This window comes from Chromobacterium sp. ASV23 (assembly GCF_016428945.1).
GTDB classification, from domain to species: domain Bacteria; phylum Pseudomonadota; class Gammaproteobacteria; order Burkholderiales; family Chromobacteriaceae; genus Chromobacterium; species Chromobacterium sinusclupearum.
In genome coordinates this window covers 1-24103 of sequence record NZ_JAELTR010000002.1, presented here as the reverse complement: position 1 = coordinate 24103, position 24103 = coordinate 1, and the positions used below count along the sequence as shown (strand labels likewise).

20 protein-coding genes and 1 rRNA gene are annotated in these 24103 nt (G+C 65.1%); 5 read left to right on the top strand and 16 right to left on the bottom strand.

Going from position 1 to position 24103, the window contains the following annotated elements; translation table 11 throughout:
- Window positions 1–319: 319 nt before the first annotated feature.
- From JHD59_RS01280 to acnA, 8 genes are all read right to left on the bottom strand, one after another.
- Complete coding sequence (locus JHD59_RS01280; protein ID WP_199152846.1) at window positions 320–1324, bottom strand: NAD(P)H-dependent glycerol-3-phosphate dehydrogenase; 1005 nt, start codon at window positions 1322–1324, stop codon at window positions 320–322.
- Window positions 1325–1333: 9 nt separating this feature from the next.
- Window positions 1334–1774: an SH3 domain-containing protein gene (locus tag JHD59_RS01275; protein ID WP_043620680.1), complete on the bottom strand. Its 441-nt coding sequence runs from the start codon at window positions 1772–1774 to the stop codon at window positions 1334–1336.
- A gap of 10 nt (window positions 1775–1784) precedes the next feature.
- Complete coding sequence (secB, locus tag JHD59_RS01270; RefSeq protein ID WP_103319995.1) at window positions 1785–2237, bottom strand: protein-export chaperone SecB; 453 nt, start codon at window positions 2235–2237, stop codon at window positions 1785–1787.
- Between the two features lie 110 nt (window positions 2238–2347).
- On the bottom strand, window positions 2348–2605 hold the full coding sequence (gene grxC / locus JHD59_RS01265; RefSeq protein WP_199152845.1) for a glutaredoxin 3: 258 nt from the start codon (window positions 2603–2605) through the stop codon (window positions 2348–2350).
- Between the two features lie 55 nt (window positions 2606–2660).
- Entirely contained in the window at window positions 2661–4061 is a 1401-nt protein-coding gene (gene dacB, locus JHD59_RS01260) for a D-alanyl-D-alanine carboxypeptidase/D-alanyl-D-alanine-endopeptidase (protein ID WP_233163834.1), read from the bottom strand.
- A gap of 4 nt (window positions 4062–4065) precedes the next feature.
- A complete protein-coding gene (locus JHD59_RS01255) occupies window positions 4066–6249 on the bottom strand; it encodes a primosomal protein N' (RefSeq protein ID WP_199152844.1) in 2184 nt (727 codons plus the stop codon).
- A gap of 555 nt (window positions 6250–6804) precedes the next feature.
- A complete protein-coding gene (gene hemE, locus JHD59_RS01250) occupies window positions 6805–7869 on the bottom strand; it encodes a uroporphyrinogen decarboxylase (protein ID WP_199152843.1) in 1065 nt (354 codons plus the stop codon).
- A 119-nt stretch (window positions 7870–7988) separates the two neighbouring features.
- Entirely contained in the window at window positions 7989–10661 is a 2673-nt protein-coding gene (gene acnA, locus JHD59_RS01245) for an aconitate hydratase AcnA (protein WP_199152842.1), read from the bottom strand.
- Between the two features lie 142 nt (window positions 10662–10803).
- Here acnA and fumC point away from each other — a divergent pair, with 142 nt between their 5' ends.
- Window positions 10804–12189 carry a class II fumarate hydratase gene (gene fumC, locus JHD59_RS01240; protein WP_199152841.1) on the top strand — a complete coding sequence of 462 codons (1386 nt, stop codon included), beginning with the start codon at window positions 10804–10806 and terminating at the stop codon, window positions 12187–12189.
- Window positions 12190–12195: 6 nt separating this feature from the next.
- On the opposite strand, the gene JHD59_RS01235 is transcribed toward fumC, so the two are convergent.
- The 4 genes from JHD59_RS01235 to JHD59_RS01220 all read right to left on the bottom strand — a co-directional run bounded on the left by JHD59_RS01235 (window position 12196) and on the right by JHD59_RS01220 (window position 15106).
- Window positions 12196–13041 (bottom strand): hypothetical protein, encoded by an 846-nt coding sequence (locus tag JHD59_RS01235; RefSeq protein ID WP_199152840.1) that lies wholly within the window; start codon window positions 13039–13041, stop codon window positions 12196–12198.
- A gap of 42 nt (window positions 13042–13083) precedes the next feature.
- Window positions 13084–13599: a chromate transporter gene (locus JHD59_RS01230; protein ID WP_199152839.1), complete on the bottom strand. Its 516-nt coding sequence runs from the start codon at window positions 13597–13599 to the stop codon at window positions 13084–13086.
- The gene (locus JHD59_RS01225; protein WP_199152838.1) at window positions 13596–14153 is read right to left on the bottom strand and encodes a chromate transporter; all 558 of its coding nucleotides are present in this window, start codon (window positions 14151–14153) and stop codon (window positions 13596–13598) included. Before JHD59_RS01225 ends, JHD59_RS01230 begins: the two co-directional genes overlap by 4 nt.
- A 68-nt stretch (window positions 14154–14221) precedes the next feature.
- The gene (locus JHD59_RS01220; protein ID WP_103319765.1) at window positions 14222–15106 is read right to left on the bottom strand and encodes a LysR family transcriptional regulator; all 885 of its coding nucleotides are present in this window, start codon (window positions 15104–15106) and stop codon (window positions 14222–14224) included.
- Window positions 15107–15210: 104 nt separating this feature from the next.
- Here JHD59_RS01220 and JHD59_RS01215 point away from each other — a divergent pair, with 104 nt between their 5' ends.
- Both JHD59_RS01215 and JHD59_RS01210 read left to right on the top strand, forming a co-directional pair.
- Window positions 15211–15807, top strand: coding sequence for a short chain dehydrogenase (locus JHD59_RS01215; RefSeq protein WP_103319767.1), 597 nt, complete (start codon window positions 15211–15213; stop codon window positions 15805–15807).
- A 238-nt stretch (window positions 15808–16045) separates the two neighbouring features.
- The gene (locus JHD59_RS01210; RefSeq protein ID WP_199152837.1) at window positions 16046–16738 is read left to right on the top strand and encodes an ABC transporter substrate-binding protein; all 693 of its coding nucleotides are present in this window, start codon (window positions 16046–16048) and stop codon (window positions 16736–16738) included.
- A 131-nt stretch (window positions 16739–16869) separates the two neighbouring features.
- Here the strand turns inward: JHD59_RS01210 and parE are convergent, their stop codons facing one another.
- Together parE and JHD59_RS01200 are read right to left on the bottom strand one after the other, a co-directional pair.
- Window positions 16870–18834, bottom strand: a complete 1965-nt coding sequence (gene parE / locus JHD59_RS01205; protein WP_103319772.1) for a DNA topoisomerase IV subunit B — start codon at window positions 18832–18834, stop codon at window positions 16870–16872.
- Window positions 18835–18947: 113 nt separating this feature from the next.
- On the bottom strand, window positions 18948–19475 hold the full coding sequence (locus JHD59_RS01200; RefSeq protein WP_189338848.1) for an RNA pyrophosphohydrolase: 528 nt from the start codon (window positions 19473–19475) through the stop codon (window positions 18948–18950).
- 186 nt (window positions 19476–19661) lie between these two features.
- Between JHD59_RS01200 and pssA the strand changes: the two genes are divergently transcribed.
- A complete protein-coding gene (pssA, locus tag JHD59_RS01195; protein ID WP_199152836.1) occupies window positions 19662–21005 on the top strand; it encodes a CDP-diacylglycerol--serine O-phosphatidyltransferase in 1344 nt (447 codons plus the stop codon).
- A gap of 98 nt (window positions 21006–21103) precedes the next feature.
- Window positions 21104–22894: a GAF domain-containing sensor histidine kinase gene (locus tag JHD59_RS01190; RefSeq protein ID WP_233163833.1), complete on the top strand. Its 1791-nt coding sequence runs from the start codon at window positions 21104–21106 to the stop codon at window positions 22892–22894.
- 24 nt (window positions 22895–22918) lie between these two features.
- Here the strand turns inward: JHD59_RS01190 and JHD59_RS01185 are convergent, their stop codons facing one another.
- A complete protein-coding gene (locus JHD59_RS01185) occupies window positions 22919–23881 on the bottom strand; it encodes an ion channel (protein WP_233163832.1) in 963 nt (320 codons plus the stop codon).
- A 98-nt stretch (window positions 23882–23979) separates the two neighbouring features.
- Window positions 23980–24094 (bottom strand): 5S ribosomal RNA (rrf, locus tag JHD59_RS01180).
- Window positions 24095–24103 lie beyond the last annotated feature (9 nt).

Here is a 24103-nt window from a genome sequence, read left to right as displayed (position 1 = left end):
TGTGAGCGGTCGCGCCGGGATGCGTTTTGCGCCGAATCGAGGCGTTTCGCGCGCCGCATAGTCATTCTCTGCCAGCGCGGAACAACGAAGAGTCGGCACGAAAGGCGCCCGGCCCTGCGGGTTTGGCCGCTTTGGGCCGGAAGCCACGTTGCCCAGCCCTTGCATAGAATGACTATGCGGCGGACTGTGCGCCTTGCTTCCGGCCCAAATCGGCGCAAACGCGATCCACTCACCAAACGTCAACAGCCCCTAGGGGCAAACGAAAAGGCCGCCCCGATCGGGTGCGGCCTTGGTCATTCAAGCGCTTTCGGCGCGGCGATCAGTCCAGCGCGCCGCCGGACTCGGATTTGGGCGATCGGCCCAGCAGGCCGTCCACCACCTGCTGCGGGTCGTTGCCCTGATACAGCAGGCCGCACACGGCGGCGGTGATCGGCATGTCCACCTGCAGGCGTTCTGCCATGGTCAGCACTTCGCGCGCCGTGGCCACGCCTTCGGCGACATGGCCCAGCTCCTGCAGCACCTGTTCCAAGGGCTTGCCCTCGGCCAGCTTCAGGCCAACCTGGCGGTTGCGTGACAGCTCGCCGGTGCAGGTCAGGATCAGATCGCCCATGCCTGACAAGCCCATCATGGTTTGCTGGCTGGCGCCCAGCGCGACGCCCAGGCGGGTGATCTCGGCCAGGCCGCGGGTGATCAGCGCGGCGCGGGCGTTCAGGCCGAAATGCAGGCCGTCGGCCACGCCGGTGGCGATCGCCATCACGTTCTTGACCGCGCCGCCCACTTCCACGCCCACCAGGTCGTTATTGGCGTACAGCCGCAGGCGCGGACTGTGCAGCTCCCGCGCCACATAGGCGGCAAATTCGGCGTCGTCGGAAGCGATGGTCACGGCTGAGGGCAGATCCTGCGCCACTTCGCGGGCGAAGCTGGGGCCGGATAGCACGCCGCAGCGGTGATCGCTGGGCAGCTCCTCCGCCACGACTTGATGCGGCAGCAGGCTGGAGCCGGATTCAAAGCCCTTGCACGCCCACAAGATGGGCGGCAAGGCGATGTCCAGGGCCGTCAGCGCGCGCAGCGTGGGCCGCAGGCCGGACATCGGCGTGACGATCAACAGCAGCTCGGCGCCGTCGGCCGCCTCGGCCAAATCGGCCGACACATTCAGCGCGTCGGGAAACGGACAATCGGCCAGATAGCGCCGGTTGACGCGCTCATCGGCCATCTGTTGGATTTGCGCGGGGTCGCGGCCCCACAGCGTCACCTGATGGTGGCGGGAAAAAGCGATCGCCAGCGCGGTTCCCCAAGCGCCGGCGCCAAGTATGGCCAGTTTCATGGCAAGCCCTTACAAACCCCAGAGGTCGGTGATTCGAGCATAGCCGACGCTGCCGTCGCGGTGGCGGACTTTGACCCAGCCCGCCTGCGGCGCGTCCTGCATCTCCACCACCCCGTCCTTGGGCACGGTGAACAGCAGCTTGCCGTCCTCGCCGGCCTTGTCGCGCACGCCGGCCTGGGCGGACACCACCAGCAGCCAGCGCTGCTTGGACAGCGCGGCGGAAGGAATCCAGGCGATGCCGCCGGTGGCGTCGCGCACGCGCGCCCATTCCTTCTGGCTTTGCAGCACTTCCACCGGGTAATAGCGGCTGACCACGAACAGTTTCTTGGCGGTCAGCGTGGGCGCCTCGTATAACGCGACGCCGGTTTCCTTGACCGAGCGGAACTCCAGGGCCTGGGCGGCCTGGGCGACGCCCAGGACCAGCAGCAGCGTGATAACGAGGCGCTTCATCCGGTCAGCCTCAGGCGTTGCCGGCTTCGGCCTGCTGCGCACGCTGCTGCATGTACAGGGCTTCGAAGTTGATCGGGGCCAGCAGCACCGGCGGGAAGCCGGCGCGGTTCACCACGCTGGACACCGCTTCGCGGGCGTACGGGAACAGGATGTTCGGGCAGGCCACGCCCAGGATCGGGTCCAGGTCTTCGGCCGGGATGTTGCGGATCTGGAAGATGCCGGCCTGGGCCACTTCGCACAGGAACAGGGTCTTTTCCGGCAGCTTGGCGGTCACGGTGACGGTCAGGGTCACTTCGAAGAAGCCGTCATCCAGTTGCTGGCCGGCGCTGGCCAGCTGCATGTCGATTTCCGGCTGGGCTTGTTCCAGGAATACCTGCGGCGCGTTCGGCACCTCCAGCGACAAGTCCTTCACATAGATTTTTTCGATGGAAAACGCCGGTTGCAGCTCTTGTTGTTCGCTCATGTTCTATCTCACAAAAAACCGTCTCGATGACGGTAGAATTTTATCGGTCCAACGGCGGGCATCATCGCACGAAAGCCGGCCACGGCCAACACCGCGGATGGGCGCGCCGCTCAGTCGGCCAGCAGCGTGTCCAGCTTGCCGGCCTGGTTCAGCGCCACCAGGTCGTCGCAGCCGCCGACATGGGTCTCGCCGATGAAGATTTGCGGCACGGTGCGGCGGCCCGTCAGCGCCATCATTTTGTCGCGCTCGGCCGGGTCGAGGTCGATGCGGATCTCGGTGATGCCGCTGACGCCCTTGCTGACCAGCAATTGTTTGGCGCGGACGCAGTAGGGGCAGACCGCGGTGGTGTACATCGTTACCGGTTTCATGTTCATTGCCTGGGTAAAATATCAATCGCCGACGATTATAGCCTGAGTTGGCCGCTCAAGGCTTTGCGCTGGGTCGCATCGCCGCGGTATTGAAACTCAGGGCCAGATCCGACACCAGCGCGTCCAGCGCCGGGCCGGACGCCTTGGCCCGCGGGCCGTTTACGATGGCGACGATGGCCAGCCGCCTGCCGTCCGCAGCCTGCCAGTAGCCGGCCAGTGCCTTGACGTCGTTCAACGTGCCGGTTTTCATGCGCAGGCGCGGGCCGAGATCGGCGAAGCGCTTCTTCAGCGTGCCGTCGGTGGCGGCGATGGGCAGGCTGGCGATGAACTCGCCGGCATAGGGTCCGCGCGCCGCGTCCAGCAGCACCTCTCCCAGCAACCGGGCCGTCACCCGTTCGCGCCGCGACAGGCCGGAACCGTTCTCCAGCTGCAGCGCGTCCGCGTCGGCGATGCCGCGGCGCTGCAACTCGTCGCGCAAGGCGCGCTCTGCCGCGGCGGCGGTGTCGTCCCCGCCTCCGGCCTCGCGCCCCAGCGTCAGGAACAACGTGCGCGCCATGGTGTTGTTGCTGTATTTGTTGATGTCGGCCAACGCTACCGACAAGGGCTGAGACTGCCAGGCCGCCAGTTCGCGCGCGCCGTCCGGCGCCGTGCCCTGCTCCGTGCGCAAGGGGCCGACGCCGCCCAGCGCATGCCACAGCGCCGCGAAGTCCTGCGCGGCGAATTCGTCGTGCTCCAGCACATTGACGTAGGCGCGCTGGCCGTCGCAGGCCTGCGGCAGGCTGCCGGCAACGCTGACATGGCGGCCGTCGTTGGCGATGGAGACAAAACGCCGCACATCGGGGCACGGCTCGTCGCCGCCCGGCTTCAGCTCGCTGCGGACTTCCACGCCGGCCAGCGGCGGATCCAGCACCACGCGCGCGTTCTGGCCGTCGCGGTAGAAGGTGAGCCAAGCCACTTTCAGATTCACCAGATGGGTATCGGGACCGACCACGAAGGCGCGCCCGGCGTCGTCGTCGAAATCATCGGCGCCGCCGACCTTGCCGAAGGCCCGCTTGTCCAGCAGCAGCCGGCCGTCCAGCTGGCGGATGCCGCGCAAGCGCAGGCTGTACAACAGGCTCAGCAGATTGCCGTTGTCGAAGCGCGGATCGCCGCCGCCCAGCCAGTACAGATCGCCCTTCAGCGCCTCGCCCTCCACCGGCGCGGCCGACAGCAACGCGGTCTTCCAGCGGTAGTCCGGCCCCAGCCGGTTCAACGCGGCCCAGCCGGTCAGCAGCTTCATAGTCGAGGCCGGGTTGACCGGCTCGTCGGCGCGGTGGCTGGCCAGCGGCGCGCCGCCCTCCACCGGCGCCGCCCATACCGCCACCTCGTCCGGCTTCAGGCCATGCAGGTCCAGCGCCGAAGCCTGGGCGCCCAGCCCGGCAAAAATCAGCGCGACAAACGCGTATTTCATTTTCATCCTTTCACCAATCCTGCGGGTCGACATCCAACGACCAGCGCAGGGCGCGGCCATGCGTCTTGGCCAAGCCATCCAGCAGCGGCGGCAAAACATCCAACAGGCGATGCAGCGCGGCGCGCTGCGGCGATTCCAGCACCAATTGCGCGCGCTCGCGCTGCGCCAGCCGCGCCATCAGCGCCGGCGCAGGGCCCGAGATCAGCACGCCCTCCGCCAACGGCTCCAGCGCCTGGCGCGCTTCCCGCAAAAAAGCCGTGGCCTGCGCCAGCTGCGGACTGTCGGCGCGCAGCAAGGCCTGAAACACGCCGGGCGGGAAACCGGCCTGGCGCCGCTCGTTCAGCAGGCTGGCGGCATAGCCGTCGAAATCGTGCGCCACCAAGGCCTGGTACAAGGGATGGTCCGGCCATTGCGTCTGCACCAGCACTTCGCCCGGCGACTCCGCGCGCCCGGCGCGGCCAGCCACTTGCATCAGCTGTGAAAACAAGCGCTCCGAGGCGCGGAAATCGGCTGAATACAGCCCGCCGTCCGCTCCCAGCACCGCCACCAGCGACAGCGTGCCGAAATCGTGGCCTTTGGCCAGCATCTGGGTGCCCACCAGGATGTCCACTTCGCCGCCGTTCACCTTGCGGTAAATCTCGTCCCACGCATCCTTGCGGCTGGTGGTGTCGCGGTCGATGCGCAACACCCGCGCCTCCGGCAGCATGCGCTGCAAGGCCGATTCCAGCCGCTGCGTGCCCTCGCCCAGCGGCTTGATGTCGGGATCGCCGCAGTCCGGGCAGGCCGGCGGCACCGGTTCCTCCCAGCCGCAATGGTGGCAGCGCAGCTTGCGCTCCATCAGGTGCACCACCAGCTTGGCCGAGCAATGCGGACAGCCGCTGGTCCAGCCGCAGGCGGTGCAGGCGACCACCGGCGCGAAGCCGCGGCGGTTGATGAACACCAGGCTCATTTCCTTGCGCGCCAGCCTGGTTTTCAAGGCCTCCAGCACCGGCTCGCCCAAACCCTCCACCAGCTTCTTGCGGCGGGTGTCCACCAGCCGGACGTCCGGCAGCCGCGCCGCGCCATGGGCGCGCCGGCTCAAGGCCAGCTTCTGGTAACGGCCGGCCTCGACATTGGCCACCGTCTCCAGGCTGGGCGTGGCCGAGCCGAGCACGATGGCGATGCCGGCGCGGCGCGCGCGCCACACCGCCAGGTCGCGCGCATGGTAGCGCAAACCGTCCTGTTGCTTGAACGAGCCGTCATGCTCCTCGTCCACCACGATCAGCCCCAGCCGCGGCAGCGGCGTGAACACCGACAGCCGAGTGCCGATCACCACATCGGCCTCGCCATGCCAGGCATCCAGCCAGCCCTGCAAGCGCTCGCCATCGGCCAGATGGCTGTGCTGCACCACGATGCGGCTGGCGGGAAAGCGGCGCGCGAAGCGGTCGATCAGCTGCGGCGTCAAATTGATTTCCGGCACCAGCACCAGCACCTGGAGGCGGGTGGCCAAGCTGTCTGCGATCAGCCGCAGATAAACCTCGGTCTTGCCGCTGCCGGTGATGCCATGCAGCAGCCAGGGCTGAAAACCCTCGCTGCGGCGCAACGCGTCCAGCGCCGCCTGCTGCTCGTCGTTCAGCGCCGGCGATTCGCCCAGTTGCAAGGCTGGCGGCTCCAGCGCCACGCGCTCGGCCTTGCCTTCGGCCAGCCAGTCGGCCAGCCATTTGCCGGCCTGCGGCGTATGGGCCTTGGCGGCCTCCAAGGTCAACGGCCCGTCCAGCAAGGCCTGCCACAAAGCCAGTCTGGCCTTCTGCCGCGCCGGCGGCGGCTCCGCCAGGCCCTGCGCGGTCAGCGCGAAGGGACGACGGTCCGGCCGCTTGATGTCCCGCGGCTCGCGCAGCGTGGTCGGCAAGGCCGCGAACAAGGTCTGCCCCAGCGGGTGGTGGTAATAATCCGCGGCGAAACGGACCAGGGCGAGAAACTCCTCGGGCAGCGGCGGCAGGCCATCAAGCACCATTTCGATGCGTTTGAGTTTGGCGCTGTCGCAATCCGGCACACCCTCCCCCGGTATCGGCGTGACCACGACGCCACACAGCCGCCGCGGACCGAAGGGGACGCAGACGCGCATGCCGCTCATGACAGGCGATTCAGTCAGGTAACTGAACGTTCCGGCCAGCGGCACGTCGACCGCCACTTGAACAGAATCCCGCTCGGACATTTATGCTCTTCCTCGGCAAACCCTGCTGCGACAAGGCTTTGCATTCGCTGTGCACAGATCTTGTGGATAACTTTGTGAACAACCCTGGCGATAGCCAGCAAAAAGCCGCTAAATCAGTGTTTCCGCTGGATTGCACAAAAATTAATCAAATGTAAAAGTCTTTTATTTTCAACAACTTAAATCGTTGCTATTTTTTTTGCCGCCCATGCTTGACAAGGCAGGACGCAGGGACTAGGCGGTGTGCATAACTTCTGGAACACCAGCCGCTTCGGCTGTCAACCCGCATGTTGGGGCATCGACATCAACGACTTGATTCGTACTCGAACAGCCTAGCGGCGGGCAAGAATACCCTGCCATGCGGCAATGGCTTAGCGCCGTGCAAGCGATGAAAATTTAATAAAAATTTAAAAAAATCAAGCGCCTTTCGCCCGGCGCCGCTAAGAAATTCTGCAATCGAGTCTTCCGTCTGTTTGAAGAAAATCCTTCAAAACACCGTCCAACGCACCAAGATGGCGCAGCCGCCCCGGGCCGCGCCATCTCGCCCGCCGGCGCCGCTCAATCGCAATGATAGCGGCGGGACAAACGATGGACGGCGTCCACCAAGGCGCCGGCATGAGCCGGGTCGGCGAATTGCGAAATGCCGTGCCCCAGATTGAACACGTGACCGCTGCCCTGGCCGTAGCCGGCCAGGATGCGTGCCACTTCGCGCTCGATGGCGGCCGGCTCCGCGAACAGCGCATTGGGATCGAAATTGCCTTGCAGCGCCACCTTGGCGCCGACGCGGGCGCGCGCCCGGCCGATGTCGGTGGTCCAGTCCAGGCCCACGCAATCGGCGCCGATGGCGGCGATGTCTTCCAGCCACTGCCCACCGCCCTTGGTGAACACGATGACCGGCACGCGACGGCCATCGGCCTCGCGCTTCAGGCCGGCGACGATGCGCTGCATATAAGCCAGCGAAAACTCGCGGTAAGCGGCATGGCTGAGCGCGCCGCCCCAGGTGTCGAAAATCTGCACCGCCTGCGCGCCGGCATCGATCTGGGCGTTCAGGTAGGCGATCACCGACTGAGTGTTCATTTCCAGGATGTGGTGCAGCAGCTCAGGCCGGCTGTACAGCATGGCCTTGACGTGGCGGAAGTCGTCGGAGCCGCCGCCCTCCACCATATAGCAGGCCAGCGTGAACGGGCTGCCGGAGAAGCCGATCAGCGGCACGCGGCCGTCCAGCGCCTGGCGGATGCTGGCCACGGCGTCGAACACATACCGCAGCTTGTCCAGCTCGGCCGGAACCAGCGCGCGGATGGCGGCTTCGTCGCGCAGCGGGCGCTGGAATTTCGGCCCCTCGCCTTCGGCGAAATACAGGCCCAGGCCCATGGCGTCCGGCACCGTCAGAATGTCGGAGAACAGGATGGCCGCGTCCAGCGGAAAGCGCTCCAAGGGCTGCAGCGTCACTTCGGTGGCGTAGTCCGGGCTGGTGCACAGGCCCATGAAGCTGCCGGCGCGGGCGCGGGTGGCGCGGTATTCCGGCAGGTAGCGTCCGGCTTGGCGCATCATCCAGATCGGGGTGTATTCAACCGGCTCCTTCAGCAGAGCCCGCAGGAAGGTATCGTTTTTCAGCTGGGTCATGGCGTCACGCGGCTATGGAAATCGGCGGCCATTATAGCGCAGCGCGCGCCGGGGCCCGACTGCGGCCGCTCAAAAAAACGGCCGCGCCTTGTCAGGACGCGCGCTGCCAGCCGGTAGGCTCAGGCCAGCAACTGGCGCAGCATATACGGCAGAATGCCGCCGTGGCGGTAGTATTCCGCCTCCACCGGGGTGTCGATGCGCAGCGTCAGCCGCAGCCGCCGCTCGCCGCCGTCCGGACGGCGGATCACCAAAGTCGCGTCCTGGCGCGGCTTCAGTTCGCCGTCCAGCCCTTCCAGATCGAACGTTTCGTCGCCCGCCAGGCCCGCCGCGCTGTCCTCCGGCTGAAACTGCAAGGGCAAGACGCCCATGCCCACCAGATTGGAGCGGTGGATGCGCTCGAAGCTTTTGGCGATCACCGCGCGCACGCCCAGCAGCCGCGTGCCCTTGGCCGCCCAATCGCGGCTGGAGCCGGTGCCGTACTCCTCGCCGGCGAAGATCACGGTCGGCGTGCCTTCGGCCTGGTAGGCCATCGCGGCGTCGTAGATCGCCATTTGCGCGCCGTCCGGCTGATGCAGCGTCAGCCCGCCCTCCACCGGCCGGCCATCGGCGCCGGGCGGCAGCATCAGGTTGCGGATGCGCACATTGGCGAAGGTGCCGCGCATCATCACCTCATGATGGCCGCGACGCGAGCCGTAGCTGTTGAAGTCCGCGGGCTTGATGCCTTGAGCCTGCAGGTACAGGCCGGCCGGCGACGCCGGCTTGATCGAGCCGGCGGGGCTGATGTGATCGGTGGTGACCGAGTCGCCGAAGATCGCCAGCGCCCTCGCGCCGCGCACTGGCTTTGGCGCCGGCGGCGTCAGCGCGAAATCGGCAAAAAACGGCGGCTCGGCGATATAGCTGGACGGCGCCCAGCCATAGGTCTCGCCGCGATCGGCCACGATGCCGCCCCACAGCGGATTGAGGCTGCCGAGATCGCGGTACAGGCGGCGATAGGTTTCCGGATCGGCCGCCTGGGCCAGCGCCGCGGCCACTTCGTCCTGGCTGGGCCAGACCTCGCGCAGGAACACCGGCTGGCCGTCGCTACCCATGCCCAGCGGCTCGGCGTCCAGATCGATGTCCACCCGGCCGGCGATGGCGAAAGCCACCACTAACGGCGGACTCATCAGGAAATTGGCCTTCAGCGCCGGATGGATGCGCGCCTCGAAATTGCGGTTGCCGGACAGCACGGCCGCGCACACCAGCTCCCGCGCGGAGATTTCGGTCTCGATATCCGCATCCAGCGGGCCTGCGTTGCCGATACAGGTGGTGCAGCCGTAAGCCACCACGCGGAAACCCAGCTGCGCCAGCGGCTCCAGCAGGCCGGCCTTGCCCAGGTAGTCGGTCACCACGCGGGAGCCGGGGGCCAGCGAGGTCTTGATGTGCGGCGCCACGGTCAGCCCGCGCGCCGCCGCCTTCTGCGCCAGCAGGCCGGCGGCCAGCATCACGCCGGGATTGGAAGTATTGGTGCAGGACGTGATGGCCGCGATCAGCACCGCGCCGTCGGCAAGCGCGCGCCCGGAAGCGACCGCGGCGCCCTTGCCATAGCCGCCATCCGCCGCCGGTTTGCGCAACAGCTCACTGAAGCGCGGCTTCAACGCTGTCAGCGCGATGCGGTCCTGCGGCCGGCGCGGGCCGGCCACGCTGGGGACGATGGAGGCCAAATCCAACACCAGAGTTTCGCTATATTCGATCTCTCCCGCCTGCGGCATGCCGAACAGCTGCTGCGCCTGGAAATAGCGACGGAAGGCGTCGATCTCCTCGTCGCTGCGTCCGGTCGCCGCCAGATAATCGACGGTGCGTTCGTCCGGCGGAAAGAAGCCCATGGTCGCGCCGTACTCCGGCGCCATATTGGCCAGCGTCGCCCGGTCCGGCAAGGTCAAGGAAGCGGCGCCCTCGCCGAAGAATTCGACGAACTTGCCGACGACATGCGCGCCGCGCAGCAGCTCGGTCACCGCCAGCACCAGATCGGTGGCGGTGACGCCGGCCGCGAGCCGGCCTTTCAGATGCACGCCCACCACATCCGGCGTCAGGAAATACACCGGCTGGCCCAGCATACCGGCCTCGGCCTCGATGCCGCCGACGCCCCAAGCCACCACGCCCAACGCGTTGATCATGGTGGTATGCGAATCGGTGCCGACCAGGGTGTCCGGATAGTAGACATCGCCATCCTGCAGCACGCCGCGCGCCAGATGCTCCAGATTCACCTGATGGACAATGCCGATGCCCGGCGGCACCACCTTGAACGTCTCGAAAGCCTGCATGCCCCACTTGATGAAGCGATAGCGCTCGGCATTGCGCTGGAATTCCAGTTTCATGTTCAGATCCAAGGCATTGGCCTCGCGGAAGTAGTCCACCTGCACCGAGTGGTCCACCACTAGGTCCACCGGCACCAGCGGCTCGATCCGCGCCGGCGGCTTGCCAAAACGCGCCGCGGCGCTGCGCATCGCCGCCAGATCGCACAACAGCGGCACGCCGGTGAAGTCCTGCAGCAAGATGCGGGCGACGGCGAAGGGAATCTCCTCGCTGCGCTCGGCTTGCGGCTGCCAGCCGGCTAGTTGCCGAACATGCATTTCGGTTATACGCTGGCCATCCAGCTTGCGCAGCAGCGACTCCAGCACGATGCGCAGCGACACCGGCAGCCGGCTGACATCGCCGACGCCAAGCGCCGCCAGCGCCGGCAGCGAATGGAAAAACGCGCGCCGGCCCGAAGCCAGGGTAAATTCGCGCAGACTGTCTTGAGCTTGCAGGGACATGATCGACTCCGGTGAACGCCGGCCGTGCGGGCCGGAAAGGCCACGATGGAAGAGCGGTCTGCCGACCGCCCACGAGATCTGCTTCTGAACAAACGTAGGACAGCCCGCCCCGCCAGCGGTTCTGCCAGGAAAGGATGATGACATGAAAAAATCCATGCGCGCCGAGCGCGACAGCTTCGGCCCGATAGACGTGCCCGCCGATGCGCTGTGGGGAGCGCAAACCCAGCGTTCGCTGGCGCACTTCCATATTTCCAGCGAGAAGATGCCGCCGGAGCTGATCTTGGCGCTGGCCCGGGTCAAACGCGCCTGCGCCATCGCCAACCGCGAGCTGGGCACGCTCGACGAGGTCAAGGCCGCGGCCATCGCCGCCGCCGCCGAAGAAGTGCTGGCCGGCCGCCATGATGGCGAGTTCCCGCTGTCGGTCTGGCAGACCGGCTCCGGCACCCAGAGCAATATGAATATGAACGAGGTGCTGGCCAACCGCGCCTCCGAGCTGCTGGGCGGCAAGCGCGGCGAAGGCCGCCTGGTCCATCCCAACGACGACGTCAATCGCGGCCAGTCGTCCAACGATATTTTCCCCACCGCGATGCACGTCGCCGCGGCGGAGCAGCTGCACGCCAGGCTGCTGCCTGCGCTGACCTTGCTGCGGCAAGCATTTGAGGCCAAATCCGCCGAATTCGCCGACATCGTCAAGATAGGCCGCACCCATCTGCAGGACGCCACGCCGCTGACACTGGGTCAGGAGATCTCCGGCTGGGCGACGCAGCTGTGCCTGGCCGAAGAGGCCGTGCGCGCGACGCTGCCCATGCTGTGCCAGCTGGCCGTTGGCGGCACCGCGGTCGGCACCGGGCTCAATACCGATCCGCGTTTTGGCGACAAGGTAGCCGCGCGGCTGGCAGAGGAATGCAACCTGCCGTTCGCCAGCGCCGGCAACAAGTTTGCCGCCCTGGCCGGCCACGAGCCGCTGCTGTTCGCCCACGGCGCGCTGAAAACGCTGGCCGCCGCGCTGATGAAGATCGCCAACGACATCCGCTGGCTGGCGTCCGGTCCGCGCAGCGGCCTGGGCGAGCTGACCCTGCCGGAAAACGAGCCGGGCAGCTCCATCATGCCGGGCAAGGTCAACCCCACCCAATGCGAGGCGATGACCATGCTGTGCTGCCAGGTGCTGGGCAACGACGCGGCGCTGGCCATAGGCGGCGCCTCCGGCAATTTCGAACTGAATGTGTTCAAGCCGCTGATCATCCACAATTTCCTGCAAAGCGCGCGGCTGCTGGCCGACGGCATGGACAGCCTGCGCGAGCACTGCGTGGACGGCATGGCGGCCAACCGCGCCCGCATCGCCGAGCTGATGGCGCGCTCGCTGATGCTGGTCACGGCGCTGAACCCGCACATCGGCTACGACAAGGCGGCGGCCATCGCCAAGCACGCCCACCATCACGGCACCACCTTGCGCGAGGCCGCGCTGGCGCTGGGCTATCTCAGCGCGGAACAGTTCGATGCCTGGGTCAGGCCGGAAGACATGATCTAAGCGTCCTCACGGATGGAACCACAGCTCGCGCCGCGACAGCGGCGTGCCTTCCGGCAGCAGCGGGTTGTCCAGCTCGATCACGGTGCGGCCGGACAGCTTCAAGGCGCGCAGATGGTCGCTGTTGAAGGTCTTGAACAGCTGGTCGAAGCTGCCATCGCGCACGCTCTTCTCCAGACCCTGCTGCAGCATCCGCGCCAGCTCCGGCCGCTGCGGCGAAACGAAGAAATAAAAGGCGGTGGGATAATGAAGCAGTAGATACGGGTCCAGCATCAGTCCCTTGCCGGACGGCGATGCCAGCTCCTGCTGCACCTCGATCACGCTGCGCGGGAAGTAGTCGTAGCGGCGCTGGCGCAGCATGGAAAAAAGATTGGGGTAGTCCGGGCTGGTCAGCACCGGCAGGCCGGCATGCTGCAAGATCTGAGTATCCGGCCAGTCCTGGCCCTGGCCGGCCCGGAACGCGCTCAATTGCCGCAGCGTCTTGACGTCCTTGAACAGCTGCGGCCGGTCGGCGTTGATCAAGGGCACGCGCCAGCCTATCAGCCCCTTGTCCAGCGGGATGCGCACGGTCAACAGCTTGCGTTCGCGCTCGCGGCTGGTCATGCCCCAGAACAGGTCGACGCTGCTGTCCGGACGCTGCATCTGCTCCATCGCCCGGCCTTGGTTCATGTCGCGCGCGGCCAGCAGCTCGCAGCGCAGGTTCATCTGGCCGCAAGCTAGCAGCAACAGCGCCTGGATATACGGCCAGTGCGGATCGTTGTCGCCTGACACCAGCGCATAATTGATCTGCACGCCGGCCGCCTGAGCCAGCGACAGCCAGCACCCCAGCAGCAACAGACTCAGCATCTTGGCCATATGCGGTCCATTACATAGCGATAAGGCCATTATGGCCGCAGATCACAGCCAGCCCAAGCCGCCCGCCACGCCGCCCAGCAACAGCAACCATAAGGGGTTCCAGTTGCGCTTCCAGGCCAACAGCGCCACCGCGGCGCTCAGCCCCCAGCCGGCGAAGCCGCGGTTGGCCGCCTGCAGCAGCAAACAGGCGCTGGCGCCGATCAAGCCGACCGTCAGCGGCAGCAAGGCGCGGCTCAACAGCCCAGTCAGCTCGCCGCCGCGGTGGCGCGCCCACCAGCGCGACACATAAAAGCTCAGCAAGGACGACGGCAGGCAAATGCCCAGCATGCTGACCAGCGCGCCGCCCACACCGGCCACATGCCAGCCCACCAGGCTCACCACCAGCACATTCGGTCCCGGCGCGGCCTGGGCCAGCGCGAACAACTCCGCCAGCTGCGCCGCGCTCATCCAGCCATGCGCCACCACGATGCGCTGCAGCTCCGGCAGCACTACATTGGCGCCGCCCACCGCCATCAGCGACAACAAGCCAAACTCCCACAGCAAGGTCAGCAAGATCATTCCCCGCGCCCTCCCTTGCTCAGCCAAGCCAGGCCCAGCGCCAGCGGTATCGTGGCCAGCAACACCCACAGCAAGGGCAAACGGAACAGCGCGATGGCGGCGAAGGTGGCAATCACCACCAGCGCGCTCCAGCCGCGCCGCTCCAGCCTGGGCAGCAGGCGCAGCGCCATCGCCAGCAGCAGGCCGGCCGCGGCGGAAGCCAGCCCGTGCATCACCTGCTCCACCAGCGGCAGCTGGCGATAACGGCCATAAAGAGACGCCAGCAGCAGCACGATGACCAAAGGCGCCAGCAGCAAGCCGGACACGGCCACCATCGCGCCCATCGCCCCGTGGAAACGCGCGCCGACCGACACTGCCATATTGACGATATTGGGGCCGGGCAGCACCTGGCACAGCCCTAGCTGCTCGGCGAAATCGCCCTCGGACAGCCAGCGCCGACGCTGCACCAGCATGCTGTGCGCCTGCGGCAGCACGCCGCCGAAGCCGGTGATGCCGACGGAGAAGAAGCCGGCGAACAAGTCGCGCCGGCGCGGTTTGATCAGTTCGGTATTCATGCTTTGACACTACTCTTGGGCCAGGAACACTACAAACGAGAATTTCTGACAGGGGCGGTCAATAAAACTCACAGCGCGCCCAGGCGCTCGACGATGAAATCGACGAAGACCCTCAATTTCGGCAAGGGCTGCCGGTCCGCCGGGTAGATCAGGTGCATGGGTTTGGGCGGCGGCAGATAACCATCCAGCAAAGACACCAGCCGGCCCGAAGCCACATCGTCGGCCAGCAGCGCCTCCGCCTGCAGCGCCAGCCCCGCGCCGGCCAGCGCCAGCTGCCGCAAGGCCTGGCCTTGGTTGCATTGGAAACGGCTGGCGGCGATCTCCACTCCGTGCCGGCGGGCCAGCGCGTCCCAGCCGTCATCGCGCTGCCAGCGGCTGAATCCCAGACAGTCGTGGCCGGCCAGATCGGCCGGAGTCTGCGGCGTGCCGCGCGTGGCCAGATAGGCCGGCGAGGCGGCGATCATCATCCGATAGGGTTTCAACCGCCTGGCCACCATGCCGGAGTCGGCCAGCTGGCCGATGCGGAACACCGCGTCGTAGCCGTCCGCCACCAAATCGACCAACTGGTCGCTCAACTCCAGCTCCACGCCTATCTCCGGATAGCGCGCCATGAATTCGGCCAATAGCGGCGCCAGGCGCAAGCTGCCAAACGTCACCGAAGCATTGAGCCGCAGCACTCCGCGCGGCTGTTGCCGCAGCAGCTCGGCGGCATCCTCTGCCGCCGCCAGCTCCGCCAGGATGGCGCGGCAGCGCTGGTAATAGTGCTGCCCCAGCTCAGTCAGCTGCTGGCGCCGGGTGGTGCGCACCAGCAACCGGCCGCCCAGGCGCTTTTCCAGAGCGGCGATATGCTTGCCGACCATGGGCTGGGACAACCGATGCGCCTCCGCGGCCGCGGTGAAACTCCCCTTGTCCACCACGGCGACGAACAACTCCATGCTGAGCAGCCTGTCCATAAATTAGAAACTCCAGGTTATGAATCCTGTTCATCATAACGGATTAATCAAAACGGCTAATCCCTGCACACTACGCTCATCGTTCACCCCACTGGAGAAACACCATGAAAATCCTGCTAATAGGCGCCAGCGGCACGCTGGGCCGCGCCGTCCAGCACGCCCTGTCCCACCACCAGATTCTCACCGCCGGCCGCGGCAGCGGCGACTTGCGCGTCGACATCACCGACAGCGCCAGCGTGCAACGGATGTTCGAACAGGCAGGCCGTCTCGACGCCATCGTCAGCGCCACCGGCAGCCTGCACTTCGGCCCGCTGGCGGAGATGACTGCCGCCGACTTCCGCATCGGCCTGGAAAACAAGCTGCTGGGCCAGATCGACCTGGCATTGACCGGCCAGCACTATCTGAACGACGGCGGCTCCATCACGCTGACCAGCGGCATCGTCAGCGCCCAGCCGATCCGCCACGGCAGCAACGCCACCGCCGTCAACCGCGCGCTGGAAGGCTTCGCCGCCGCCGCCGCGCTGGAATTGACGCGCGGCCAGCGCATCAATGTCGTCAGCCCGAATGTGCTGCAGGAGTCATGGGAAGGCTATGCCCCCTACTTCCCCGGCTTCGAAGCGGTGCCCGCCGCCCGCGCCGCCTTGGCCTATGTGCGCAGCGTGGAAGGCATCGCCAACGGCCAGACGCTGACGGTGTGGTAATCCGTCTTACAAGATCTGACCGATCGAAGCCGCAGTCTGAAATGCCGCCGCCACTTCGGGCCGGATAGCGATGGACTGCGCGGCATCTTTTCCAAGGAACGCTCCACCTGAAGGCGATGGTAAGAATCATGCTGTCCGCCCCTGAGCGGCGCACACGCCTGCCTATACTGCACTAGCCGCGCCCGACGCCTTGGGCGCGCAATGGCGGAGGGCGGCAATGGGCAGGACATGGCTGGGGATGCTGGTATCGATATTGTGGTTGCAGACGGCGCACGCAGAACCGGTGCAGTCGTCCAGCCAGGCGATAGAGCCATGGGGCGACGCCGCCAGCGGCGACGGCTTGGCGCCGCGCTTCCTACGCTGGCTGGCCGCGCAAAGCGGCCTGCAGCTGCGCCAGGACATCCGGCCGCTGCCGCGGGTGGTGGAAGACCTCAAAAGCGGCCAGAACGCGCTGGCGCTGATTACCGCGTCGGCGGAGCGCGATGGCTTCGGCCTGGAAGTGTGCCGCCCGACGGCGATCCGGCTGTCCGTGATCTACCATGATGCCGGCCGCAAGCTGAGCCAGACCGATCTGCGGCAGCGCCCGGTCGGCATTCTGCGCGGCACCCACACTCTGGACGACTTCCTCGCCGATAGCGGCGCGGACAGGGTATACGTCAGCGATCTGCATCAGGGCTTCCGCATGCTGCGCATCGGCCGGCTGGACGCGATGATGTGCGTCCGTCCCGGCTGCGGCCGCACCCTGCGCGAGATATCGACGCCGGGGGACAAATGGGCGGAGCTGTCGATCAGCAACGAGCCGATGGCGGTTTATGTGTCGCGCGCCCACCCGCTGGCGCGCGACGCCGCCATGCTGGACAAGCTGCGCGCCGCTTGCTCATCGCCACAGGGCAAGCAGGAAATCGCCGCGCTGCTGGCGCGCTACGATTAGCGCCGCGTCTGATCCTGCGTCGCCGCCCTTGGCTCTGGGCCTCTGCGAGGCTTGGTTAGCGACGCAAAGCGCAAAAAACCCGCCGGCCTGTCGCCAAGCGGGCGGGTTCGGGAATACGCCAAGGCGGCGGATCAGATATCGGCTTCCACCTCGTTGCCCTTGGCTTCCATCCAGCTGCGGCGGCTGGACGCTTCGCCCTTGCCCATCAGCATGACGAACATGTCCAGCGTTTCCTTCAGCATGCCGGGGCGCACCTGCACCTTGACCAGGCGGCGGGTGTCGGGGTTCATGGTGGTGTCTTTCAGTTGCTCCGGGTTCATCTCGCCCAAGCCTTTGAAGCGGGAAATGGTCCAGGCGTTCTCGCGCACGCCCTCGCTGCGCAGACGATCCAGGATGGCGGTCATCTCGCCCTCGTCCAGCGCATAGAGCTTGCGCGGCGGACGGGTCTTGCCCTGGCCCGGCACATCGACGCGGAACAGCGGCGGCTGGGCGATGTAGATATTGCCGTTTTCCACCAGCCGCGGGAAATGGCGGAAGAACAGCGTCAACAGCAGCACCTGGATGTGCGATCCGTCCACGTCGGCGTCGGACAGGATGGCGATCTTGCCGTAGCGCTGGCCGGACAGGTCCGGCTGGTCGTTCGGGCCATGCGGGTCCACGCCTATCGCCACGGAAATGTCGTGGATTTCGGCATTGGAGAACAGTTGGTCCTTGTCCGTCTCCCAGCTGTTCAGCACCTTGCCGCGCAGCGGCAGGATAGCCTGGTATTCCTTGTCGCGCGCCAGCTTGGCCGAACCGCCGGCCGAATCGCCCTCCACCAGGAACAGCTCGTTGCGCTCGATGTCCTCGCTTTCGCAGTCGGTCAGCTTGCCCGGCAGCACCGCCACGCCGGAGCCTTTCTTCTTTTCCACCTTCTTGACCGACTTCAGGCGGCTCTGCGCTTGGCGGATGGCCAGCTCGGCGATCTTCTTGCCGGCTTCCACATGCTGGTTCAGCCACAGCTCGACCGGATCGCGGGCGAGGCCCGAGATCAGCTTCAGCGCGTCGCGGCTGGTCAGCTTGTCCTTGGTCTGGCCCTGGAACTGCGGGTCCAGCACGCGGGCGGACAACACGAAGCGCACGCGGCTCCACACGTCTTCAGCCATCAGCTTGACGCCGCGCGGCAGCAGGTTGTGGTGGTCGATGAAGCTCTTCACCGCGTCGAACACGCCGGCGCGCAGGCCGGCCTCATGCGTGCCGCCCACCGGGGTGGGGATCAGGTTGACGTAGCTCTCGCCGCTGGCGCCGTCTTCGAACCAGGCCATCGCCCATTGCGCGCCCTCGCCCTTGGCGAACTGCTCGTGGTCGTCGCCGATATAGGCTTCGCCGGCGAACAGCGGCGCCACCGGTTCGTCGCCGTTGCACAATTCGGCCAGATAGCTCTTCAAGCCTTCCGGATACTGCCAAACCTTGACCTCGTCGCCGCTGGGCTTTTCTACCGTCAGCGTCACCGCCACGCCGGGCAGCAGCACCGCCTTGGCGCGCAGCAGCCGCTCCAGCTCCTGCATCGAATAGCGCGGGCTTTCAAAATACTTGCCGTCCGGCCACACCCGCACGCGAGTGCCGCTGGTGCGCGGGCCGCAGTCTGCCACGCGGGCCAGCGGTTCGATCACGTCGCCGCCGGAAAACACCAGGCGGTGCACGCCGCCATCGCGCTTGACCTCGACTTCCAACCGGGTGGACAGCGCGTTGGTCACCGATACGCCTACGCCGTGCAGGCCGCCGGAGAAGGCATAGGCGCCGCCGTCCTTCTTGTTGAACTTGCCGCCGGCGTGCAGGCGGGTGAAGACCAGCTCCACCACCGGCACGCCTTCCTGCGGATGCAGGCCCACCGGAATGCCGCGGCCATCGTCTTCCACGCTGAGCGAGCCGTCCTGGTGCACGGTGACGGCGATCTTGCGCGCGTAGCCGCCCAGCGCCTCGTCGGCGGCGTTGTCTATCACTTCCTGGCAGATGTGGGTGGGATCGGTGGTGCGGGTGTACATGCCGGGCCGCTCTTTGACCGGCTCCAGCCCCTTGAGCACCCGTACCGAGGATTCGTCGTATTGTTGAGTCATGTTGTGGTCTTACCCTGTCGGCGTTTCACGTCGACGCCGTCCATATGGGACGGCTCAAATAAAGACAGCGGGCATTGCCCGCCGTCGCTGTGCTGCAAAATTGCGCGGCCCGCTCACTGCTCGCTCTGCGCCGCGGCGATGCGCGCCAGGTAGGCGTCGTGGCTCTCCACGCCCCGCAGGAAGCGCGACAGCTCGGACAAAGCGCGCTCGTACACATCGCGCTTGAACTCGATCACCGCGTCCACCGGCGCCCAATAATCGTTCCAGCGCCAGCCATCGAACTCCGGATGCGTGGACGCGCGCAGGCAAACATCGCTATCGCGGCCCACCAGCCTGAGCAGAAACCAGATCTGCTTCTGCCCTTTGTAACTGCCGCGCCATTCGCGGCGAACCCAATTGGTCGGCACCTCATAACGCATCCAGTCGCGGGTGCGTCCCAGGATCTTCACGTGCTGGGGCAGCAAGCCCACTTCTTCCAGCAGTTCGCGGTACATGGCGGCCTCCGGGCTTTCGCCCGGTTTGATGCCGCCTTGCGGGAACTGCCAGGAATGCTCGCGCACGCGCTTCCCCCAGAACACCTCGTTTTTGGCGTTGGTGAGGATGATTCCGACGTTTGGGCGGTATCCGTCCCGGTCCAGCATGGAAAAAACCTGCAATTCGTCTCGTTACCGGAATTTTTGCACATTTCGGCCCGCCTTGCCACGCGGCCCGCCAGCCGGCGGCGCGTCAAAACGCTTGACCGCCGTCACTTGCGCCCTCGCGCACTCCCCCAAATCGGCCAAACGATGCTACGATGCGTCGATTGAACGTCAATCTACTGCGCATTCATGGCATTTCTGCTCAATCGACCCACGTTGACCCGCCTGCCCTGGCTTCCGCTGCCGCCGCAAGACTTCACCACGCTGCTGCAGACCAGCGATTTTCGCCTGCGGCTGCTGGAAGCGATCGCCGCGGCGACCCGGCGCGTCTACCTGTGCGCGCTGTATCTGGAAAACGAGGAAGCGGGCCAGGAAATCCTGGACGCGCTGTACTTGGCCAAGCAACGCCAGCCTGAGCTGGACGTGCGCGTCATGGTGGATTGGCATCGCGCCCAGCGCGGCCGCATAGGCGAAGACCAGTCGCACTGCAACGCCAGCTGGTACCGCGAGGAAGCCGCCCGCCGCGATCTGGACATTCCGATCTACGGCGTGCCGGTGCAAACGCGCGAGCTGTTCGGCGTGCTGCACCTGAAAGGTTTCGTCATCGACGACACCGTGTTCTACAGCGGCGCCAGCCTGAACAATGTTTATCTGCACAAGCTGGACAAGTACCGCTTCGACCGCTATCACCTGATCCGCAGCCCGCAGCTGGCTGATACCATGGCCGATTTCATGGCCGAGCAGTTTTTCAACGACCCGGCGGTATTCCGGCTGGACAAACCCGCGCCGTCCACCCGCAGCATCCGCAAGGAGATCCGCCAGTTCCGCGACAAGCTGGTGCACAGCCAGTACCGTCCCGCCGCCTTGCAGCCAGGCTCGGCGGAGCAACTGGCCATCGCCCCCATTGTCGGCATCGGCAAGGGCAACCGGCTGAACCGCACGATACTCGATATCATCGCCAGCGCGGACAGCAAGCTGTTCATCTGCACGCCGTATTTCAACTTTCCGCGCGCCGTGGTGCTGGAAATCAACCGCGCCCTGCGCCGCGGCGTGGAAATCGACATCGTGGTCGGCGACAAGACCGCCAACGACTTCTACATCCCGCCGGAGCAACCGTTCCGCGTGATCGGCGCGCTGCCCTATCTGTACGAGATGAATCTGCGCCGCTTCGCCAAACGCCAGCGCCAATACGTGTCGCGCCAGCAATTGCGCATCCATCTGTGGAAAGACGGCGACAACACCTATCACCTGAAGGGCATCTGGAGCGACGCGCGCTACATCCTGCTGACCGGCAACAACCTGAATCCCCGCGCCTTCCGCCTGGACCTGGAAAACGCGCTGCTGCTGCGCGACCCGCAAGGCTCCCTGCGCGCGCAGGGCGAAGCCGAACAACACAGCATTCTGCGCCACACCACTCCGCTGGCTCACTACCGCCAGCTGGAAGACGTGAAGCACTACCCGGAACAGATCAAGAAACTGCTCACCCGCTTGAGCCGCGTGCGGATAGACCGCATGCTCAATTTGATGCTGTAAGCACCTCGCCCCGCTTTCGCGGGGCTTGTTTTTTCCGCCCTCGCCGCGCCAGCCGGCTATGCTGATACAGTCAGTCATCATGCAAGCGGAGCCGTTTGATGCGAGCCATCCGCGTGGAAACGCGCCATTTGTCGGTCAGCCACGACTATTCGGAAAAGTGGCAGCAAGTGCTGGATCTGATGGCCCGCATTGTCAGCATTCCCGCCGCGCTGATCATGCGCGTGGAGCCACCGAAGATAAAGGTGTTCCTGTCCAGCCATAGCGATGGCAATCCTTATGAGGAAGACGAGCTGGCCGATCTGGGCACCGGCCTCTATTGCGAAACGGTGATGAGCACCCGCAACGAGCTGACGGTGCCCAATGCCTTGACCGATCCGCACTGGCGCAACAATCCGGACATCAAGCTGGGCATGATCTCCTATATGGGCATGCCCTTGATCTGGCCTAACGAGGAGGTCTTCGGCACCATCTGCATTCTGGATCGCGAGGAGAACGGTTACACCCAAACTTATCGCCAATTGCTGGCCCAGTTTCGCAGCATGGTGGAGCGAGACCTGCGGCAGATCTACAACGACAAGGCCAGGGCGCAGGAAGACGCCGCCTTGCGCGCCGAAGAGGCGGAACGGGTACGCCGCGAGTTCGAACTGTTGCGCGCAGGCGAGCGCAAAGCGCTGCAGGCGCTGCGAGAAAGCGAGGAGCGCTGGCACTTCGCGCTGGAAGGCGCCGGCGACGGCGTATGGGACTGGGACATCGCCAGCGGCGAGATTTACTTATCCAATCGTTGCCAGCAACTGCTTGGCCTGAGCCAACCGGAGGAAATCGCCGATTTCAAACTTTGGCAGACCGGCATTCATCCGGATGACCTGCCAACCGTTTTGGCGGACTTGGCCAGTTATCTGCGCCAGCCGCAAGGGTCCTTTGCCATCGAACACCGGTTTCTCAAAGATCAAGGCTGGATCTGGCTGCTGGGACGCGGCATGGCGGTCAGCCTGGACACGCAGGGCCAAGCCTTGCGCATGATAGGCACCTACTCCGACATCACGGAACGCAAGCACGCAGAGGAGGAATTGCAATTACTGAACAGCCACCTGGAAGAACGCGTCGCCATCCGCACCGCCGAGCTGAAAAAGGCAATGCAGCAAATCAGCATCGTGGAGAAACAGGCGGCGCTGGCACGCATGGTCGCCGGCATGGCGCATGAGCTGAACACGCCCATCGGCAACATCCTGTTGTGCTCGTCTCAAATCCATGCCGACGTAGAAGCCATCGCCAAGGCAGACGCCGAGAAACAACTCTCCCGCAAAGGCCTGCAGGCATTTCTGGAGAAAGCCACGGAAAGCTGCGATTTATTGCAGAGGAACAGCGAACAGGCCGGCGACTTGATCGGCCGCTTCAAACAAATCGCAGTCGACCAACTGGATCAACCCAAACGCAGCTTCAATCTCGGCCAAGTCATCGCCAGACTGCTGCAAACCCTGCTGTCGCCAGAACATCATCCGCATGTCAAAGTGGAGTTACAGGCTCCGTCCGATCTGATCATCGATAACTATCCCAGCGCGCTGGAACAACTGCTTTCCCACTTGATTGCCAACTCGCTGGCTCATGGTTTCGACGGCAAGGAGACTGGCTGCATCACCGTAGCCATCAGCCGCGAAGGCAACGAAATCACGCTGCGCTATGCTGACGACGGCAAGGGCATCGAGACAGAACTGCATGGCAAGGTCTTCGATCCGTTTTTCACAACCCGCATGGGCCAGGGCGGCATCGGGCTTGGTCTGGCGCTGGTCCACAACATCGTTCAGGTCATCCTGAAAGGCCAGATCCGATTGGAAAGCGAGCCGGGGCATGGCGCCGCCTTCATCATCACCTTCTCGGCCAATGCCTGCTAGCCGCCCCCACTCCCCTAACCCGCCCTAATCCTTGGCCGATGACAACGGCCGGACTTCCTGCAGGCGCTGGTAGTCGACATGGTCGTTTTCATCTTCATCGGTATAGATCAGGTCGGCGAAGGCATGATTCCAACGAATATCCTGATGCGAAAACGTATGCCGCGCCACCATAGGCTGAATGGTTGTTTCATCCATGCCGTTGATGGACAAGATCAGCTGCGCCTTGACCGCCGCCAGTGAGTCGGCATCGCGTTGATACAAGGGGCTGCGCTCATCTATCTTATGCATCAGCGTCCAGCCGAGTACAAACATCGGGTGCTCATCCCGCACCAGTTCCAGATCGTACAGCTTGCGAAAGGTCGTTCCTTCGGCAGTCACCTCTTGCTGCAACAGCCGCAGGCGGGCACTGGCATCAATGATCACATTATTTCTGGCATTAGCCGCGCGCAGCATCAACACCGGCTCACCGTTCAATGGCCGCACTACGGGGCTGCTGGTAAACACGATACGCGCCCTGGGCCGCGAGAAGCGGGCAAACGTCACGCCGGTAATCAATGCAATGCTCATCATGCCGATGAAAATTTCCAGCATGGAAATCCAATGCGTATACAGCGTTTGCGGATGCATATCGCCATAGCCAACCGTCGCCAGCGTTTCGACGCTGAAAAAGAATGCGCCTAAAAAACCAGGCGGAAACTGGTTGGCTATGCCGCCGGCTTGCAATTGATAGAGCCCGGCAAACAATAGATTCAATGCGATGAAAGCCGCCGCGATAAACAGGTAAAAACGCGGCCAACTGATGGTCATGCAGTAGTGATAGAGGTCATGCAGGGAGTGGCGCGGCAGGCTGTGAATGAACAGGCTGCGGCCGCCCGCCTCTATGCGTCGCGCGGGTTTGCTGCTGCGAGTAACCATCTGGCGCCACCATGTCAAAGTCTGCAAAGGCTGATTGTGTGAGGGATGCAAACAGACGTCAATGGCGGCCATTCGCGCACTCGAAAGCGCAATAGCGGACGACAGGGATAGATTGGCGCGCGCAAAGCACAAAGCCCAGCTCGTGTGAGCTGGGCTTTGTCGTATGAGGCGTCTGGCGGTGTCCTACTTTCACATGGCGAATGCCACACTATCATCGGCGCTAAGGCGTTTCACGATCCTGTTCGGGATGGGAAGGCGTGGGACCACCTCGCTAAGGCCACCAGACATAAACTT